14 protein-coding genes and 1 pseudogene are annotated in these 17,258 nt (G+C 54.9%); 9 read left to right on the top strand and 6 right to left on the bottom strand.

Annotation, left to right across the window (positions count from 1 at the left end; genetic code table 11):
- Positions 1-30 precede the first annotated feature (30 nt).
- The 4 genes and pseudogenes from NYE74_RS20625 to NYE74_RS33370 all read left to right on the top strand — a co-directional run bounded on the left by NYE74_RS20625 (position 31) and on the right by NYE74_RS33370 (position 6,725).
- The gene (locus tag NYE74_RS20625) at positions 31-1,608 is read left to right on the top strand and encodes a helix-turn-helix domain-containing protein (RefSeq protein WP_341005322.1); all 1,578 of its coding nucleotides are present in this window, start codon (positions 31-33) and stop codon (positions 1,606-1,608) included.
- A 7-nt stretch (positions 1,609-1,615) separates the two neighbouring features.
- Entirely contained in the window at positions 1,616-3,445 is a 1,830-nt protein-coding gene (locus NYE74_RS20620; protein ID WP_036623195.1) for a sensor histidine kinase, read from the top strand.
- Between the two features lie 139 nt (positions 3,446-3,584).
- Positions 3,585-6,302 (top strand): annotated as a pseudogene (locus tag NYE74_RS20615) (DUF5695 domain-containing protein); the annotation flags it as partial.
- On the top strand, positions 6,294-6,725 hold the full coding sequence (locus NYE74_RS33370) for a galactose-binding domain-containing protein (RefSeq protein ID WP_306308134.1): 432 nt from the start codon (positions 6,294-6,296) through the stop codon (positions 6,723-6,725). The pseudogene NYE74_RS20615 and the gene NYE74_RS33370, both read left to right, overlap by 9 nt.
- A 65-nt stretch (positions 6,726-6,790) precedes the next feature.
- Here the strand turns inward: NYE74_RS33370 and NYE74_RS20610 are convergent, their stop codons facing one another.
- Genes NYE74_RS20610 through NYE74_RS20600 form a run of 3 tightly spaced genes read right to left on the bottom strand, consistent with a single transcriptional unit; the run spans position 6,791 to position 9,208 of the window.
- A complete protein-coding gene (locus tag NYE74_RS20610; RefSeq protein ID WP_115311190.1) occupies positions 6,791-7,525 on the bottom strand; it encodes an ABC transporter permease in 735 nt (244 codons plus the stop codon).
- Between the two features lie 16 nt (positions 7,526-7,541).
- Complete coding sequence (locus NYE74_RS20605) at positions 7,542-8,300, bottom strand: ABC transporter permease (protein ID WP_124332174.1); 759 nt, start codon at positions 8,298-8,300, stop codon at positions 7,542-7,544.
- Positions 8,297-9,208 (bottom strand): ABC transporter ATP-binding protein, encoded by a 912-nt coding sequence (locus NYE74_RS20600; RefSeq protein WP_036623188.1) that lies wholly within the window; start codon positions 9,206-9,208, stop codon positions 8,297-8,299. The genes NYE74_RS20605 and NYE74_RS20600 overlap by 4 nt, the downstream gene beginning before the upstream one ends.
- A 125-nt stretch (positions 9,209-9,333) precedes the next feature.
- Between NYE74_RS20600 and NYE74_RS20595 the strand changes: the two genes are divergently transcribed.
- Together NYE74_RS20595 and NYE74_RS20590 are read left to right on the top strand one after the other, a co-directional pair.
- Positions 9,334-10,059, top strand: a complete 726-nt coding sequence (locus tag NYE74_RS20595) for a response regulator transcription factor (protein WP_276307693.1) — start codon at positions 9,334-9,336, stop codon at positions 10,057-10,059.
- Positions 10,056-11,483, top strand: a complete 1,428-nt coding sequence (locus NYE74_RS20590; protein ID WP_341005162.1) for a HAMP domain-containing sensor histidine kinase — start codon at positions 10,056-10,058, stop codon at positions 11,481-11,483. The genes NYE74_RS20595 and NYE74_RS20590 overlap by 4 nt, the downstream gene beginning before the upstream one ends.
- A 35-nt stretch (positions 11,484-11,518) precedes the next feature.
- On the opposite strand, the gene NYE74_RS20585 is transcribed toward NYE74_RS20590, so the two are convergent.
- Positions 11,519-11,923, bottom strand: a complete 405-nt coding sequence (locus tag NYE74_RS20585) for a hypothetical protein (protein ID WP_051985456.1) — start codon at positions 11,921-11,923, stop codon at positions 11,519-11,521.
- 378 nt (positions 11,924-12,301) lie between these two features.
- Here NYE74_RS20585 and NYE74_RS20580 point away from each other — a divergent pair, with 378 nt between their 5' ends.
- From NYE74_RS20580 to NYE74_RS20570, 3 genes are read left to right on the top strand one after another with little or no spacing between them, the layout of a single operon-like run.
- On the top strand, positions 12,302-13,342 hold the full coding sequence (locus tag NYE74_RS20580; protein WP_036623182.1) for a sugar phosphate nucleotidyltransferase: 1,041 nt from the start codon (positions 12,302-12,304) through the stop codon (positions 13,340-13,342).
- A complete protein-coding gene (locus NYE74_RS20575; RefSeq protein WP_036623181.1) occupies positions 13,339-14,499 on the top strand; it encodes a glycosyltransferase family 4 protein in 1,161 nt (386 codons plus the stop codon). Before NYE74_RS20580 ends, NYE74_RS20575 begins: the two co-directional genes overlap by 4 nt.
- On the top strand, positions 14,474-15,538 hold the full coding sequence (locus NYE74_RS20570) for a glycosyl transferase (protein ID WP_036623180.1): 1,065 nt from the start codon (positions 14,474-14,476) through the stop codon (positions 15,536-15,538). Before NYE74_RS20575 ends, NYE74_RS20570 begins: the two co-directional genes overlap by 26 nt.
- Positions 15,539-15,741: 203 nt before the next feature.
- Here NYE74_RS20570 and NYE74_RS20565 read toward each other — a convergent pair whose 3' ends face one another.
- Positions 15,742-16,329 carry a ferric reductase-like transmembrane domain-containing protein gene (locus NYE74_RS20565; RefSeq protein WP_036623176.1) on the bottom strand — a complete coding sequence of 196 codons (588 nt, stop codon included), beginning with the start codon at positions 16,327-16,329 and terminating at the stop codon, positions 15,742-15,744.
- The gene (locus NYE74_RS20560; RefSeq protein ID WP_341005161.1) at positions 16,313-17,251 is read right to left on the bottom strand and encodes an FAD:protein FMN transferase; all 939 of its coding nucleotides are present in this window, start codon (positions 17,249-17,251) and stop codon (positions 16,313-16,315) included. Before NYE74_RS20560 ends, NYE74_RS20565 begins: the two co-directional genes overlap by 17 nt.
- Positions 17,252-17,258 lie beyond the last annotated feature (7 nt).

Genomic DNA, 17,258 nt, shown 5'->3' with positions numbered 1-17,258 from the left:
TCATACCAAATTATTCTATTGGAATGAGGCATAAGGAGGGAGGAAGATGCTGCATTTTCTGTTGGTCACGACGAGCCGGGCCATGTGATCGGGTTCACCAAACTGCTGGGCAAGCTGAGGCCGGGCGACGCCGTCAGTTCCGCGCGCAGCGGCGAGGAGGCTTTGCGTCTGTGTGAAAGGAGAGTGTTTGATCTCATCTTTACGGATATCCGGATGCCGCAAATGACCGGGCTGGAATTTATGGAAAAGCTAGACCCGGCAAACCGGACAAAGGTGGTTGTGCTGAGCGGGTACGATTTTTTCGAATATGCTCAGCAGGCGATTACGTTTGGAGCGTTCGGCTATCTGCTGAAACCGGTTGATGCCGCCAAGCTGCAGGAGGTGTTTGCGCGGGCGGAGCAGATCAGCGAGCGGGAGCGGCGCGACCGTTTAAGGCAGCAGGAGCTGGCGGCCAGGATTGACCGCATGGAGCCGGCGTACAGCGGCAAGCTGCTGCAATCGTGGATCGACGGCACCCTAAGCGGCGATCGGCTGGGGGAGCTTAAGGTGATCTTGCCAATTGCCGGTGCAGGCGCAGCCGTAAGCGTAAAGCGGAATTCTTCCTTTGGGCCGGAAGAGGCGTCGCGGGTACAAACCTTGCTTCGCAGGTACGGCGGCTGCTTTTGCTTCGTCAATGGACATGACGACGAGGAACTGATCTGCGTGCTCGGCGATGGCGTTGATCCGCAGGCGGCCGGGCAGGTCTTTGAGGAACCGGAGCTGCGGTTCGGGGCGGGGCATCTATCGGCCGGGATCGGCAGCCGCAGGGATAGTCTCCTGGAGGAAGCCCACATCAGCGTCCGCGAAGCGCGGTTCGCCAGGCAGGAGTATTTCTATGAGGAAGATCGAGCCGTGTTTGCGATCGGGGCCAGCAGGCTGGACCGGGAACGCATTCCGGCGCTGGCTTCCGCCGCGGAAACCGCGCTGAAGGAGGCGCTGCGGAGCGGAGACGAACAGGCCGTGACAGCCGCGCTGGCCGGCATGTTCCGCGAGTGGCGCTCCCCTCCTTACCCGCTGCCGCATCGTTTGCGGGATAAATGCAAGCTGCTGCTCGTCAAAATGATCGAAGATCACGACCTGCTCAGAGAAGGCAGCTTGCATGACGATTTTTTGCGGGAGATCGAGGTTTTGACCGAGCATACGGCCGTCTATTCCCAATTGGAAGGCGGCGCGCTTGAAGTGGTGGTTCGCGCTGTCCGCACGATCAAGGAATGGAAGGAAAATCACCGCCATCAGCTCGTTCAGCGCTGCCTGGCCTACATCGACGAACACTACCGGTCCGACATTTCGCTCGAATCCACGGCGCAGAAGTTTGGACTCAGCGCTGGTTATTTTAGCCAATATTTCAAAAACAAGCTGAAAATCAATTTCACGGTATACCTGAACCAAGTCCGCTTATCCAAAGCCAAAGCCATGTTGGAACATGAAACTTTACGCGTCTACAAAATCGCCGAAGCGGTGGGTTACCAGGACGTAAAGTATTTCAACCGAGTGTTTAAAAAAGAGTTCGGGATGACTCCGGAGGAGTACCGCAAGACGATCCGCATCCTGCGCCAAAAGCGGGGGTAACCGTGCCATGAAACGCGTTCTCCGCCGGTTCGCCCGGCTCAAGTTGCGGACCAAACTAATCGTTTACTACGTTTTCCTCATCACGTTCCCCATAATTCTCATCAGTTATGCCTACTACAAGACCAGCTCCGACATCATTCTGAAGCACGCCAGCGACAGCATGCAGGAGGTTGTACAGAAAAACAACCAATATACCGACATGGTGCTAAGCCGGATCAAGGACCAGTCGCTGTCGCTGCTGGCCGATCCGGAGTTATTCCAACTGTTTGACAGATCGGCCCCGACGGATCTGCTGGAACTTCTGCAAATGGACCGAAAAGTATCGGAGATTCTGAACACGTATTACGCCTCGGAGCCCAGCGTCGAAAGCGTTCAGCTTGTCACCGGCTATTACAGCTTTGGCGGAACGGCCATCCTGACCTCCAGGCCGACCTTCGTCTCAGTCAAACCGGACAAGCTGCACGCATCGCAGCTCTACCGGGACACGCTCCGGGCCGACGGCAAACTGATCTGGATTCCCACGTATGATTTTGCCAAGCAGTTTGACCAAGAGGAACTCGGAGACTTGGATCCGCGGTACCGTTATGTTTTCTCCGCCTCCCAACTGCTGAAAAGCTCAATCGTCCAGGACGGCGTGGTCAAGAGCTGGGGAGCGCGCACCGAGAATCCGGTCCTGCTCATTAACTTCAACGAAAGCTTTTTTCGCTCGCCCCAGCCCGGCAAGACGGCGCTCGACGGCTCCTACATGTTCGTCGTTTCCCCGCAGGGAGAAATCGTGGCTCATCCCGATACCGCCAGGCTAACGGACATTGAAACGGCGGGTTGGCTGGACAAAGCGATTGCATTCAGGACCGGGACGGCGATTTCCAAAGTCAACGGGAAAAAGATGCTGATCTGTTACGATACGTCGGAAATAACCGGTTGGATCAGCGTTCTGGTCGTTCCTTACGACAGGCTGCTGAGCGATCTGCCTTTGGTCCATACGTACAGCTTGTACATCGCGGCCGTGCTGATCGCCGTTTCCATCGCCGTCGCCTACATGATTTCGGGTTGGCTGACGATCCCGATCAAGAAGCTGCTGGTGGCGATTCAACTGACCGGGAGCGGCGTGTTTTCGACCAAAATCCCGGAGCAGAACGACCTTGAATTCGGCATTCTGATCAATAAATTTAATTTGATGAACGAAAAAATCAGCGACCTGATCAACGAAAACTACGAGACTCGGCTCAGGGAAAAAGAAGCCGAAATCATGGCGCTTAATCTTCAGCTCAATCCCCATTTTTTGTACAACACACTTAACGTTATTAACTGGATGGCGCTCGAGCGAAATGAAGAGGAGATCAGCAAAATGCTCGTCTGCTTATCGACGATGCTCCAATATACGGTTAAAAACAAACGGGAGCTCGTCGCTTTCGGCGATGATATCGCGTGGCTCAAGAGCTACCTGCATATCATGGAGCAGCGTTATTGCGGGGTGTTTGAAGCCAGGTACGAGCTTGACCTTATTCCGCCGGATTGCAAGGTTCCGAAAATGTTTTTGCAGCCGATCGTCGAAAACGCGATCATTCACGGTTTTGCTTTACGGACCAGCGGTGGACTGCTGCGTATTACCGGTCATGAGGCGGAAGGCGCGCTGGTGTTTACGGTGGAGGACAACGGACAAGGCATGGACGAAGAAACGCTTGCTTCCGCGCTGAATCCGGAAGCGCCCGGTGTTGGCATGGCCAATGTGCTAAACCGGATCAAGCTGCTTTACGGGGAAGCGTACGGGGTGAAGATCCGTTCGGCCCGGGACCAAGGCACGCGGGTTACCGTCCGGTTGCCAAAGCGGACATAGCGGCGGTGGCGGCGATGGCTTTATCCGGAAAGGAGGTGATGTTCCTTAGCTAAGCAGGATACAAAAAAACAAACCGGGATCGGAGGAGAGGGCTGCTGAATCTAATTCCTGAATGGAAATGAAAAGGAGCGGTGAAATGATGGGACATGAACGGACGCTGAAACCCTTGAAGTTGATTGTCGGCTTGTTTGTCGCCAGCGCGCTGGCGGTCGCCATACCAAAGGCGGCCTCGGCCTATACGTTGTCAAACAGTGAGTTTCAAGTTACGACCGGAAACCATGGAGAAATCACGAACCTGCAAATCGTCGGGGACAGCTTCCCGACCAATTACGTGATGAACGCCACCAACGCTCCGCAGCAGAACACATCCGACCATCAATGGGTCGGTGAGCTGATGTTTACCTACCGGCTGGGAAGCGGTGCCTGGACGAAGGCCTGGACCAACCGTTCGGCGGACGGGCGGACGCAAAGCCAATCCGGCAACACGGTAAACATCACGTATCAGAACTCCAGCAATGCGGAAGGGATTCGCAACTTCAAAGTGGACGAGTCCTACGCTCTCCAAAGCGACCATTTGCGCTGGTCGATCACGGTAACCAATACCAGCAATCAGACGCTCGAAATCGGGGATTTCGGCCTCCCGCTTCCCTTCAATGAATATTGGTCCGCAGGAGGCGGGGAGCAGATCTACGAGTCGCGGGTCGTCACCCATTCCAACGTGGCAAACAACAATTCCTACATTACCGTGCAGCGGCCCAGCGGCATCGGCGATACGCTGCTGATGGTGCCGGATGTTTCGACCGGAGCCGGGTTCGAGTATATGGACAATTGGCGCATCGAAGAGCACCCGGGCAGCAAATGGGCGGCCGATGAGGGCGGCTGGCCGGAAGGGCTGACCGTGTTCTACGTTCATTCCAATGTAATCAAAAGCACGAACCGCGGGTATCTGCCGAACACGAGCCTGGTGCTGGCGCCGGGTGCCAGCAAGACGTACGCGTTCAAATTTTTCAAGGCGGCGAATGAACAGGCAGTGAAGGACCGGCTGTACGCGGAAGGGATGATTGACTTCACCGTCGTGCCGGGGATGATCGTGCCGACCGACCAGACGGCGAAATTCAGCCTCCGGACCACGAAGCCGATTAATTCGGTCGTCGCCCAATATCCTTCGCAAACGACGATCACTCCGCTCGGGACCGCGCCGGGCGGCCACCGATTGTATTCGTTAACCTTAAGCCGGCTGGGGCAAAACGATATTACCGTCAACTACGGCAACGGCGAAAAAACCGTGCTGCAGTTTTACGCGATCGAACCGGTCGCCGACGCTTTGCAGCGCCATGCCACGTTTATGGTGAACAATCAGCAATGGAACGTGCCCGGCGACATCCGCGACAAAGTGTTCGACGACTGGATGATGCAGTCCAACTCCCGCCGCAATGTGTTTAACGGTTATTGGGGCTGGGGCGACGATTGGGGGCTGACGCACGGGCAGTTCCTGGCCGAGAAAAACGTGCAGAAACCGGTTGCCAAGGAAATCGAAGCCGTGGACAAGTATTTGGAAACGGCGATTTGGACCAACTTGATGAACGGCCATCATGAGGATTACCTGATTCACGATTTCCTGATGCCGGAACCGAACACGACGCCGACGTACCGGGGCTACGCTTATCCGCACGTCTACAACACGTATTTCAGCATGTACAAACTCGCCAAAATGTACCCGGACATGATCGACTACATTCACCCGCGCACGACGTATTTGCTGCGTGCTTACAACATCTTCAAAGCGCTTTACGACGGACCGGTCGCATACAACTGGAACACCGGCTTGATGGGAGAAATGACGACGCCCGAGATCATCAAAGCGCTGCGCGAGGAGGGCTACACTTCCCAGGCCAATGACATCGTCAGCAAAATGAACACCAAATACAACAATTTCAAAAACACGACCTACCCGTACGGCTCGGAGTACAACTACGACAACACCGGGGAAGAGTCGGTGTACACCTTGGCCAAAATGAACAACAACCTGTCGATGATGGGCAAAATCAACACGAAGGTGCGGGCGACGCGCGGGGCTATGCCGTTGTGGTACTTCTATTCCGTACCGGTGACGATTACCGGGGAGCCGTGGTGGAACTTCCAGTACACCGTCGCGCTGCAAGGTTATGCGATGGATGACTGGGTGCGCAACCATTCGGCCAATCCGGAGGTCGAACAGCGTTTGACCTACGCTTCGAAGCTCGGCAACTTAAGCGCGATCAATTCCGGGCAGATCAGTTCGGACCCGGCCGATATCGGCGCGGTTGCCTGGACGTACCAAATGACCAAAGGCAACCACGGGGCGCTTGGCGTCGGGGGCGGGCCGCTGTTCAACGGCTGGCGCGGCATGTCCGGGGAAGCCGATCTGGGCCTTTGGGGCGCGATCAAGATTTTGAGCGCCGACGTGGCGGTCGATCCGCTGTTTGGACTTTACGGCTATGGGGCCGAGGTGACGAAGAACGGGAACAATTATGTCATCGTCCCGAAGGACGGCGTATTCCAAAAGCTGAATCTGATTACGGAAAAACTCGGCATGGTGCTGGAGCGGGACACGTATACGACAGCTACGGTAGCTGCCGCCAAAGATTACGTCAACTTCTCGCTGAAAAACGCGACGCCCGGAACCGCCCATACGACGAAAGTCACCTTTAACGGTTTGGCGCCGGGCTCCTACAACGTGCTGATCAACAACAACGCCGCCGGCAGCGTGACCGCGGCGAACGGAGCGCCCACGATCGTCAGCTTGAATATCGGCGCGGCCGCGACCTACGATATCAAGCTGCAGAAGGGCGGCGATCCCGAGGGGCCGGTGGATGTGGCCCCGCTGGCCACGGCCTCAACCTCGTATGTTTCACCGTGGGAGAGCCTGGCCGGGCTGAATGACGGGTATACGCCGGCCAGTTCGGCCGACCGGGGCCATCCCGTTTACGGCAATTGGGACAACCCGAACACGACGCAGTGGGTGCAATACGATTGGAATCAAAATTATACGCTCAACCGGGTCGACGTGTACTGGTTCGACGACGACCAGGGCATCGATTTGCCGGCTTCCTACACGATTCAATACTGGAACGGCTCGGCCTGGGTGAACGTCAGCGGGGCGTCGGGTTACGGCGTACAGCCCGACCGGTACAACACGACCACGTTCACGCCGGTGACGACAAATAAAATCCGGCTGAACATCGTCGCCAAAGCATCGACATCCACCGGTATCCAAAGCTGGAAGGTGTACGGCAAGTGATTCTAGCGAACAAGGACTCCCGAGGGAGTCCTTGTTCGGGTTTCGCACTAAATATGGAACGGTATTCACAGGGTGTCGCGTTTCGTAAACCTCCATAAACCAAGCAGCAGCAGGACGGTGAAGCTGCCTGTCAAAAGGGAATAGAACAAGAAGTAAGATTGAATCGGGGATTCATCTTCGGGCGACATGGCCAGCATCGGCTGCGTCCACGGGTAAACCTGTCCCAGCGGCGTGCCGGCGACGAGAATCGCCGGCAGCGTAAAAATAATGCTGACCGCCAGGGGAATGCCGAACGTTTTGGCCCGGATGGAGATCACTAGCTGCAGGAGCGCCAGCGGCAAGGTTGCTAAAATCCCCCGCAACATATACCCGAGCAAGGCGAGCAAAGGAAAGTCGCCTGCAACGCCTTTAACCAGACCAACGATAGTAAAGAAGCCGAAAAGGATCACCATAGTAATGACCACCATACGCACGACCATAAAAAATTTTCCCAGGAAGATTTGCGAATGTCCGACCGGCAGCGCCAACAGCTGCTTCCATCCGCCCCCGACATGCTCCCCCCGGCAGACGAAGGCCGCATAGATGCCGACCAGGATCGGCAGAACGAAAGGGCCCATAAATAAGGCGACCTGTGTCCAGGCCTCAAGCCATGCGTTATCTCCGGGCTGCATAAACAGATCGTAGTTTTTATAGAAGTTCGCGTAAGCCAACAGCACGCCCAGCATGGGGCCGATAAAGTAGAGCAGCCACAGCCTGGAGCGTTTTAACTTTAATCTCTCGACATACAAAATATTTTTCAAAAGAAATCCTCCTTGCTTACTGAACATCCCTAGCGGCAAAATGCATAGCCCCGCCAAACAGCAGGATGATGCCCAAGCCCAGACTGATCGCGAGGTACACCGGGAAATCAGGATTTAATCCGATGCCTTCATAGCGCAGGATCACCGTGGAGGCTTGTACCGGATAGGCCAGCGGGAACCAGCGGGTCGTTTGAGCCGCGGCCAGGAACAGCCCCATCATCGCGGACACTGAACCGACCAGGATGGAAAAGGCTTGATTTTTCAAGGTCATGGACAGCCAAAATTGCGCTGCTGCGATGGGAAATACGGCGATCAGCATCCCATAACAATCTCCCGCGAGCAGTCCCCACGGCACCTCTCCGCCAAATCCCAGCAGCTTGCCGAGTAGGACCATCCCGATCAGGAAAACCGTCACGGAAACCAATAACCCGGCGTTTAACCAGATGAATTTACTGAGATAAATTTTGCTTCTGGCAACCGGGAAAGACAGGGCTTGCTTCCACCCGTTTGCTTGGTGCTCTATATTTGCAATGACGGATGCGGCCAGGGTTGCGGACAGAGGAAAGCCCAAACCGAACAGCAGGCTGTTGTCGTACAACAAGAACATCCATGGGGAACCCGCGCGGAACAGTTCGGCTTGTCTCTCGACAAACTCGGCGCGGTAGGTAAAGTTCACCGTTTCATAAGCTAGGATGAGCAGCGGAACCAACATCACGACGATCCATAACGACGAACGCCTCAGCTTTAATCGGTCGGCTTTAAGCAGATGTCTCATAAGCTTCCCTCTGTACCGGTCAATTCCAGGAAAATATCCTCGAGCGACCGCTTTACTTCTTCCAGCCGGTATACGGACAAGCCCGCATGGACCAATAGCGAGTTCAGGCCGGAGACGAAACCCGGCTCCGTACGGGGGACCCACAAGCCATCGTCGCGGATTTCGGCCATAATTCCGTTTCGGGAAAGCACGGCTCCGGCTTCCCATACATCGCTGACGCCAACCTTAAGCAAGGGCTGCTGCTTTTCCCGCAGGCGTTCGATCGAATCCTGAAAGATCATTTTTCCGTGATGAATAATCCCCACCTGCGTAGCCATCTGGTCAATTTCGCTCAGCAAGTGGCTGGACACAAGCACGCTCATGCCGTTCTCCGGCAGTTTCTTAATCAATTCGCGAATTTCCTGGATGCCGGAAGGGTCCAAGCCGTTCGTCGGTTCGTCGAGGATCAGCAAATCCGGCCTGGAGAGCAGCGCGGCGGCAATACCGAGCCGCTGCTTCATGCCCAGGGAATATTCTTTGGTCAAGCGGTCGGCCACATGCGTTAATCGGACGATGTCCAAGGCCTCGTGGACGCTTTTTTCCGGGAGTTCCCTTAACCTGCGGACCGCTTCCAGGTTTTCACGGCCGGTCAAATTTCCATAATAAGTCGGGGATTCGACCAGCGATCCGATGCGCTTCAATATGGACAGGCGCCCTTTTTTTAGGCTTTGGCCAAAAATTTCAATACTTCCTTTCGTAGGTTCGATCAGACCGAGCAGCATGCGGATCGTTGTTGTTTTACCAGCGCCGTTTGGACCGAGAAACCCGTAAATTTGCCCCCGTTCCAGCCGTAAATTCAAGCCGTCGACGGACGTGCGGCTCCTGTACTTTTTGGTTAGCCCGTTTGTGATCAAAATTGGCTCATTCATTAAAATCTCACCTCAGGGTCCATCGTATAAGAAAAAGGCTGAACGGGAGCAAAACTCTTCCTAAACATTTTCTTAACGAATCGCCATCGATATTTATTTATAATAGAAGCGGGAGGAGGATAAGCGTGGCTTATAGACTGGAGGAACATATCCTTCTGCTGGTGGATGACGACCGGCATATTTTGAATTTGCTGACCACCGTATTCGAAAAGGAGGGATTTCGTCATATTTTGACCGCCCTATCCGGAGCGGAAGCCCTTGCCATTACGCGCCAAAAACGGCCAGATCTGATCTTGTTGGATGTGATGCTGCCCGATATGGACGGCTTTACCCTGTGCGGAACGATCCGGGCGGAGACGGATGCGCCCATCCTGTTCCTGACCGCGCGCACGGCCGATTTGGACAAGCTGCAGGGTTTTGGCTTAGGCGGGGACGATTATATTACCAAGCCCTTTAATCCGCTGGAAGTGGCCGCTCGCGTCAAGGCCCAGCTGAGGCGCGCCGCCCGGCCGCCGCTAGAGCCGGTGCGCAAACCGGTATACGATTTCGGGTCGTTTGCGGTAGATCCGAATACCGGGAGATTGACCGTACACGGGATACGGATTAACTGCCCCGTTCAGGAACTAAAGCTGCTGCTTTATTTTTGCGAGCATCCAAACCGGATTTTAAGCAAGCGCCAAATCTATAAAGACGTGTGGGGAGAACTTTACGGCGGGGACAGCACAGTGATGGTGCATATCAGCCGTTTGCGGGAAAAGATCGAGGAGGACCCGGCTAACCCCCGGTGGATCAAAACGGTTCGCGGATTGGGTTATCTTTTTGAGGCGCCGGCGGACAGGGAAAGGCCATGAAACTGAGAAATCGAATCGCCTATTACTTCGTTTCGCGGCTTATTTGGCTGCTTCTGGTTTGGGGGCTGCTCATCGCCGGAAGTATGCTGCTGTTCAGCTTTTTTTTCGGTTACGGCAAAACGCCAGCCTCGCAATGGTCGGTTCGCGAGATCGCCGAGCAAACGGCGGTTGAAGGAAGTCGCCTCACGGTTGCCCCTGATGTCCGGGAGGATATCATCCGAAACGATATGTGGCTTCAGGTCCTGAATGAGCAGGGAGATGAGATTTATTCCGTAAATAAACCCGAAAGCATTACGGATCACTATATTCCAGGGAAACTCGTTTCTGACTATATTTATCCGGCCAAAAACGGGTATCAGCTTTCCACCTGGTACGGAGCGGCGGGCGGACGCGAGCTGACCTGGGTGGTAGGGAGGCCGTCGGCGGACGGCAATCCCTTGCTTTACGGGCTGAATATATTATGGATTTTGGCGATACTGGCCGTCGGGATTGTAACCGTCCTGTATTTTGGCAGACAGCTCGGCTCCCCCTTGCTCTACATCGTCTCCTGGATCGAACGGTTGTCCGCAGGAAAATACGAGGAGCCCCTGCAGCAGCGTAAATCCGTATTGAATGGACACCTGCGCAAAAGGGCCGAGTACAGGACGTTTCACGAATTGATACAGGCGCTTTCCCGGCTAACCTCCGCCCTTCGCAGCAACAAGGAAGAGCGGGAGCTGTTGGAGAAAACGCGGGAAGAATGGATGGCGGGCGTCTCGCACGATCTGAAAACCCCCCTGTCCGTAATCAAAGGCTATACCGTCCTGTTGTCATCTTCCGAATACGACTGGGAGCCGGATCAGGTGCGCGGCTTTTCCCGCATTATGGGGGATCGCGTGGAATATATGGAGCGGCTGATCGAAGATTTTGGCCTGACCTTCCGGTTGAAAAACGATGCGCTTCCGCTGCGGCTCGAGCCAAACGATCTCGTAAGGATGACAAGAGATATTTTGAAGCAGCTCCAAAGCTTGCCGGAGTCCGCGGACAAAACGTTTTTGTTCGAAACGAACCGCGGGCGGATTCCGCTTGATCTGGATCCGGGGTACATGCAGCGCGCACTGGAAAATGTAATTGCCAACAGCATTAAGCATAACCCGCCCGGCACCACCGTAAAAATCACGATCAATGAAGAGCGGGGGACAGGCGGGCGGGTTCGCATCGGCATTGAGGACAATGGAGCCGGGATGGATCAGGAAACGTTGGCCCGTTTGTTCGAACGGTATTTCCGGGGGACAAACGCATCGTCCGACAGTTCCGGCACAGGGCTCGGAATGGCCATCGCCAGACAGATCATTCTCGCACACGGCGGAGAAATCGACATCAACAGCCGGCTTGGTCAGGGGACGGTATGCATGATTACGTTCCCGCACCCCCGCCGGCGTTAGTAATTAAACCGGCGGGGCCGGATAATTATTTTAAATTATTTCACTTCCAGCCATAAAAACGTGGAATGGGGGCCCTGCGGCTTGTCCAGCCAGCTAACTATGATCTCTATCCATCCCTTATAAAGGCCTTTGTAGTACACCGTGTTATTGTCCGGATCGGCATAAACGTCAACCGTGGGATCAACGGGTGCAACGTAAATATCGTCAGCGGAAAAATCAATGGGGATGCCGTCGCTAACAGGGCCGCAGTAGAACTTCGCCTGGCCAACGCCGCCAACCTCTACGGCTTCATCGAAAACGGCGGAGATGAACGTTGAGCAGGCGCTTGGCTCAATGCCGCCGCCGGATTCGGCATTCGCCGAAACAGCATTAAAGAGCAGAATTGTTGCGAAGGCCATCGAGAGTGACAAGAAGATCTTGCTGATTCGTCCAGTCTTCATGTTACCAACCTCCACTATATATTTTTTTAGTATAAATATTCTATTAATAGAAATGTATACTAAATTTATAATAATTTACAATATATAAAATTTCAAATATCTGGATGAATCGAAAAACGGAGAAATCATGAGATTTCTAAAGAAAATTAGGGATCAGACGGGCCGATTAAGGGATTTTGCCGGAACTATTAAGCATGGGATAACTTGAGGAAAAAAAGCAACTTTCCATAAAATACTATATTATCAGCACTCGACTAGATGGAGTGCTGATAATTGTGAGCTAAAGGAGGGAACGGCATGAGATATTAGCGTCAGTGCCGAAACTGGCGTAAGTTTGTTTATCGAACCATTTTTTGGGGACAGGAGGAGATTTCGAAAATGAATGTGCTGTTGCTTGCCGGTGGTTTGGGAACCAGACTTAGACCTTTGACGGAGAACATGCCGAAGCCGATGGCGCCGATCCTCAATCGCCCGTGGCTGGAACATCTCATTCTTCATCTGAAGGAACAAGGCGTTCACCGTTTCGTTATCGCTCTGAAGCATCATCCCGAAAAAATCAAAACGTATTTCGGCGACGGCCGCAGGCTGGGCGTATCGATCCAGTACGCCGTGGAAGAAACGCTGCTGGGCACGGCCGGGGCGATCAAAAACGCCGAAGCGTTGCTCGATGAACAATTTGTGGCCATGAACGCGGATATCGTCCACGATATCGAACTGAAACCGCTGCTGGATTTCCACCGTTCCCGCGCGGCTTCTGTGACGATCGGCCTGACGGAGGTGGAAGATCCGAGCGCGTACGGGGTCGTCGAGCAGGACGATGCAGGGCGCATCTTGCGTTTTGTGGAGAAGCCCCGCTTGGACGAAGCGCCCTCAAGACGGATCAATGCAGGCATTTACATCATGGAAAAAAGCGTGCTGCAAGCGATACCGTCCGGTCGGGAAGTCTCCATTGAACGCGAAACGTTTCCGCAGCTCATCCGCGAGAACATAGGGGTATTCGGAACAACCATCCAGGGCTATTGGGCGGATATGGGCACGAAAGACAGATACCGCAAAATCCATTGGGATCTCTTAAAAGGAACAAGCCGGATCCGCATTCCGGGATACGATCGGGACAGCGGGATCTGGATCGGCAAAGGCTGCAAAATCGGCACCGGCGTCCTCCTCGTTCCTCCGGTATTGATCGGAGACCGCGTAAGCATCGGCGCCCGTTCCGTCATCGGACCCTATGTCGTGCTCGGAGACAAGTGCTCGATCGGCCCGAACGTCCGGCTCGCGGAGACGATCCTGTGGGACGGCTGCCGGGTGAACGAAGGGGCGTACTTAAACAACTGCATTTTCGGTTACAACCTGGAGCTCGGCTCAAGACATATTTTGCACGAAGCCGTTATGAACCGATTGGGAGTGATGCAAGCATGACGCGGGTTGCTTATGTCAGCACTTACGTTCCGAAAAAATGCGGCCTGGCCACATTCACCTATCATTTGCGTCAATCCGTCCATGCGGCCAAAGAGTGGAGAGCGAAGGACCGGGTGGTCGTCCTGCACGACGGGGAAGCGGACGGACTGACTGACCCGCTGCTGTGGCTGCTGCGGCGCGACTGCGAAAACGATTATGAGAAGATGGCGAACAAAATCAACAATTCGGATATTGAGGTCGTTTCGCTGCAGCACGAGTTTGGGATATTCGGCGGGGAGGCCGGCCGGTATATTTTGCGGTTCATCCGCGCCCTAAACAAACCGTTTGTGACAACGTTCCATACGGTGTTTGAGCATCCCCGCGAACCGTACGCCGGCATCCAGCGGGAAATCGCCGAGCGAAGCGCCCGGATCGTCGTGATGAACCGTAAGGCGATCTCCTATTTAAACCGTTCGTTCGGCATTCCTGAGGACAAGATCGTCTTTATTCCGCACGGCACGCCCGAACCCGATGCGGAGCGGCGGCAAACGTTCCGGGAGCGGCTGGGCTGGTCTGACCGGAAGGTGCTGATGACGTTTGGACTGCTGAGCCGCGGGAAAGGGATCGAACTGATTCTTAAAATTCTGCCGGAAATCGTCAAACAGGTCCCCCATGTTTTATATGCCATCGTAGGCCAGACGCATCCGGAGGTTAAGAAATGGGAGGGGGAGAAATACCGCGAAGAGCTATGGGCGATGATCGAGGACAGCGCCATCGGGGACAACGTGGTCATGATCGACCGCTACATGGAGGAAAACGACCTGGTTCGCCATATCACCGCCTGCGACATTTATGTAACGCCTTATCCGGGACTGGAGCAAATTACCAGCGGTACCCTGGCTTATGCCGTCGGTTTGGGGCGGCCGGCGCTGTCGACGCCGTACTGTTATGCCCAGGATCTGCTTGAGGGTGAGCCGGATCTGCTGATCGCGGCGGATGCCGAGGCGTTATGGCGGGAACGGATCGTAGCGCTGCTGAACAACGAAGTGATGCTGCAGGATGTGGTCCGGAAAATGAAGCGGCTGGGGCAGACGATGCATTGGCCGAACGTCGGAAGCGAATATCACCGGCTGTTTACCGAGGTGGGGAGATATGGAGCGGCGATCCGTTCGGTTTGATCATCTGGCGAAAATGACCGACGAGACGGGGATTTTGGAGCATGCCCTGGGGGTGGTGCCCCGGCGCAATGAAGGGTACAGCACCGACGACCAGGCCCGGGCATTATGGGTTTGCCTGGAATGGGCCGGCAATTGCGGCCCGGAGGAGCAAAAATGGCTCGATCGGCTTGCGGAAACGTATACCGCTTTTTTGCTGTGGGCGCAAAAAGAAGACGGGCATTTCCACAACAATTTCGCTTACGACCGCAGCCAAGAGCCGGAAATGCCGTCCGACGATTGCCTGGGGCGCGTACTTTGGGCTTGCGCCAAGGTAATGACATCAAAACCATCCTCGTCTTTCGCCTTCGCGGTCGAATCGATCCTGCGCAAAGCGCTCGCTCAGGCCGATGGAATGCGTTACCCGCGGGGATGGGCTTACGCCTTGGCCGCGTTCGGCCTGCTGCAGCGCTCCGGGTTCGATATCGATTTGACCGTTCGAATCAAGGAGCTGGCAGATCGGCTTACCGGTCTTTATCGCCGGCATTCGGCACCGAACTGGTCGTGGTACGAGCCCGAAATCACCTACAGCAACGCGCTGCTGCCCTGGGGGCTGTTGTGGGCGTACGAGATCTTGCAGCGGCCGGAATTGCTTGAAACCGCCCTAAACTCCCTCGATTTCCTGATCGGTTTGTCGCAAAATGAAGCGGGTCAGATTCGGCCGGTGGGAAGCCATGGCTGGTGCCGCCCGGACTATCGGGCGCTGTGGGACCAACAGCCGGTCGATGTGATGAAGCTGGCATTGGCCGCGGCTAAAGCTTATGAACTGACCGATATGCCGAAATACGAAGCGGTTGCCCTGAAATGCCGCGATTGGTTTTACGGCGCTAACGATCTCGGAGTTCCCATGGTTAACGAGCGGGACGGCAGCTGTTACGACGGATTAAACGCGGACGGCCCCAATCGCAACTGCGGAGCGGAAGCGGTCGTTTCTTACTTGCTGACGGAAGCTGTTTGCGAAAAATGGGCGCGCGAACAAGCGCAGCTTGCCAAAATCCAATAGATATTCGTGGAGGATACGCCATTCTCATTGGGAAAAGCCCAATTGATTGGCGGGAATTGAACCTTATTTTAAGCACCTGCTTGGATATATCCAAGCAGAATGTTTGTCGGGCTGCCAATAATCGCAACAAAAGCTCCTGGCCGGCGCAGGCGCCGTTTAGGAGCTTTTGTTATGCTGCCGCGAATACGGACTCATGCGGCGGCCTAACGATGCTCGGTTGCCTGCGGAATCATGGTGGGAATGGTTTCCCCTCTTTTGCGAAAAGTCAGAATCAGCCGGGCCGCAGTAAGCCCGATGACGATTGCCGCTGTGCTGAGATAAATCAGCTTTGCCCAAAGGTACTGCGAGTCCGTCCCGATGAACAGACCATGCACCAAGGCAAGGAAAAAACCGGGAAAAGCCAGAAAATGAATGGTCCGCCATGCTTTTTTGCCGATCCTTTTGATTCCATCGGAAGTTAGAATTAGTAACAGGGCGATATAAAAAGCGATCGTTCCCAGCCCGGTAACGATGGGATGTGTAGTCGCGGTAAACGGCACCAGCAGACCGGTGAGCGAGTAGCCGACGTATTTGTCGAACAGCAGTACTCCGCCATGGATCCGCCCGAACAAAAAGCCAGACCAGCCGCTGGATTCATGTACTGCCAGCAAGAGGGATGTCGTTCGTCCTTTTGCCAGCTTGAGACCCATCATCAGCCCGGCTGCTGTTGATACAAACAGCAGAAGATAACAGATTAAACCTGCGGCGCGCGTCGTTGACCATACATTAAAAGCGTCAAGAAATGAGCTCATAGGGGATGCCTCCTTTTGCGGCGTTGTATTGTTCCAGCATTCCGCTGACGACGATGGACCGGTCGTGCTTAACGCCGATCATGGCGCTCCAAGGATAATGGCCGCGAAGCCACTGTGCTCTCGCTGCGGCGCCCAAAATAAGGATGCATTTCGCGCAAACCTCCGCTTCGGGCAAATTCGGCGCCACCACCGTGACTTGCGCCAGACCCGAGTCGGCAGAGGTGCCGCGGCGCGGGTCGAGGATATGATGAAGGATTTTTCCGTCCGTATCCGTCCATCGCCGCTTCATCGGACTGCTTGTCGCGATCCCCAGCGTCCCGTGCAGATGCAATTTCAGCAAATCCCGCTCCTCTTGCCACAGATTGGCGATTCCGATATGCCATCCTTCACGGGGCGTGCCCCAGAGCGCAATGTCTCCGCCGGCGCCGATCGCTCCCGGAGAAATTCCCTCCTTTTGCAGCTTCAAAGCGAAGTGGTGTGCACTCCATCCTTTGGCGAAACCGCCAAGGTCGACGGAAATCCCCGGTTCCAGCGTAATCCGCTGCAATTCCTGGTTCAGGCCGGCCAGACGCGGATCGATCCCTGCGGTGTTGCGGATCGCTGTAACGGTTTTGCTTGGCTCCGTCAAGGTTTCAAAGGAACGGGAATACCCCAGCTCGCAAAGCGCCGCGCCAAGGTAAGGGTTAAATAAGCCTTCCGTTTTTTGATAATGCAGATCCGCTTCGGATATGATGTCGAATAGCAGAGGAGAAGCCGCAAATGGCCGCCCACCGCACCGGTTTAATGCCGAAAGCTCGCTGTCGGGGCGAAACCGGCTAAGTTTGTTTTCCACATAAATAAACCAGTTCATGGCACTGCGCCGGAAAAGTTCAGGGAGACCGGCCGTGAAAAAGAGAGCGTTCATCGCGCGAAATTTGTGCATGGCCCTT

The sequence above is a fragment of the Paenibacillus sp. FSL P4-0127 genome, assembly GCF_038007325.1.
GTDB classification, from domain to species: domain Bacteria; phylum Bacillota; class Bacilli; order Paenibacillales; family Paenibacillaceae; genus Fontibacillus; species Fontibacillus macerans.
Note: the sequence above shows the minus strand (reverse complement) of the source record. Positions and strands in the feature narration are given on the sequence as shown.

Excerpts from the sequence above, each read along its gene's own strand:
- NYE74_RS20570 (WP_036623180.1), top strand. The coding sequence starts at position 14,474 with ATGGAGCGGCGATCCGTTCGGTTTGATCATCTGGCGAAAATGACCGAC.
- NYE74_RS20565 (WP_036623176.1), bottom strand. The coding sequence starts at position 16,329 with ATGAGCTCATTTCTTGACGCTTTTAATGTATGGTCAACGACGCGCGCC.
- NYE74_RS20600 (WP_036623188.1), bottom strand. The coding sequence starts at position 9,208 with ATGAATGAGCCAATTTTGATCACAAACGGGCTAACCAAAAAGTACAGG.
- NYE74_RS20560 (WP_341005161.1), bottom strand. The coding sequence starts at position 17,251 with ATGCACAAATTTCGCGCGATGAACGCTCTCTTTTTCACGGCCGGTCTC.
- NYE74_RS20575 (WP_036623181.1), top strand. The coding sequence starts at position 13,339 with ATGACGCGGGTTGCTTATGTCAGCACTTACGTTCCGAAAAAATGCGGC.
- NYE74_RS20580 (WP_036623182.1), top strand. The coding sequence starts at position 12,302 with ATGAATGTGCTGTTGCTTGCCGGTGGTTTGGGAACCAGACTTAGACCT.
- NYE74_RS20605 (WP_124332174.1), bottom strand. The coding sequence starts at position 8,300 with ATGAGACATCTGCTTAAAGCCGACCGATTAAAGCTGAGGCGTTCGTCG.
- NYE74_RS20620 (WP_036623195.1), top strand. The coding sequence starts at position 1,616 with ATGAAACGCGTTCTCCGCCGGTTCGCCCGGCTCAAGTTGCGGACCAAA.
- NYE74_RS20590 (WP_341005162.1), top strand. The coding sequence starts at position 10,056 with ATGAAACTGAGAAATCGAATCGCCTATTACTTCGTTTCGCGGCTTATT.
- NYE74_RS20585 (WP_051985456.1), bottom strand. The coding sequence starts at position 11,923 with ATGAAGACTGGACGAATCAGCAAGATCTTCTTGTCACTCTCGATGGCC.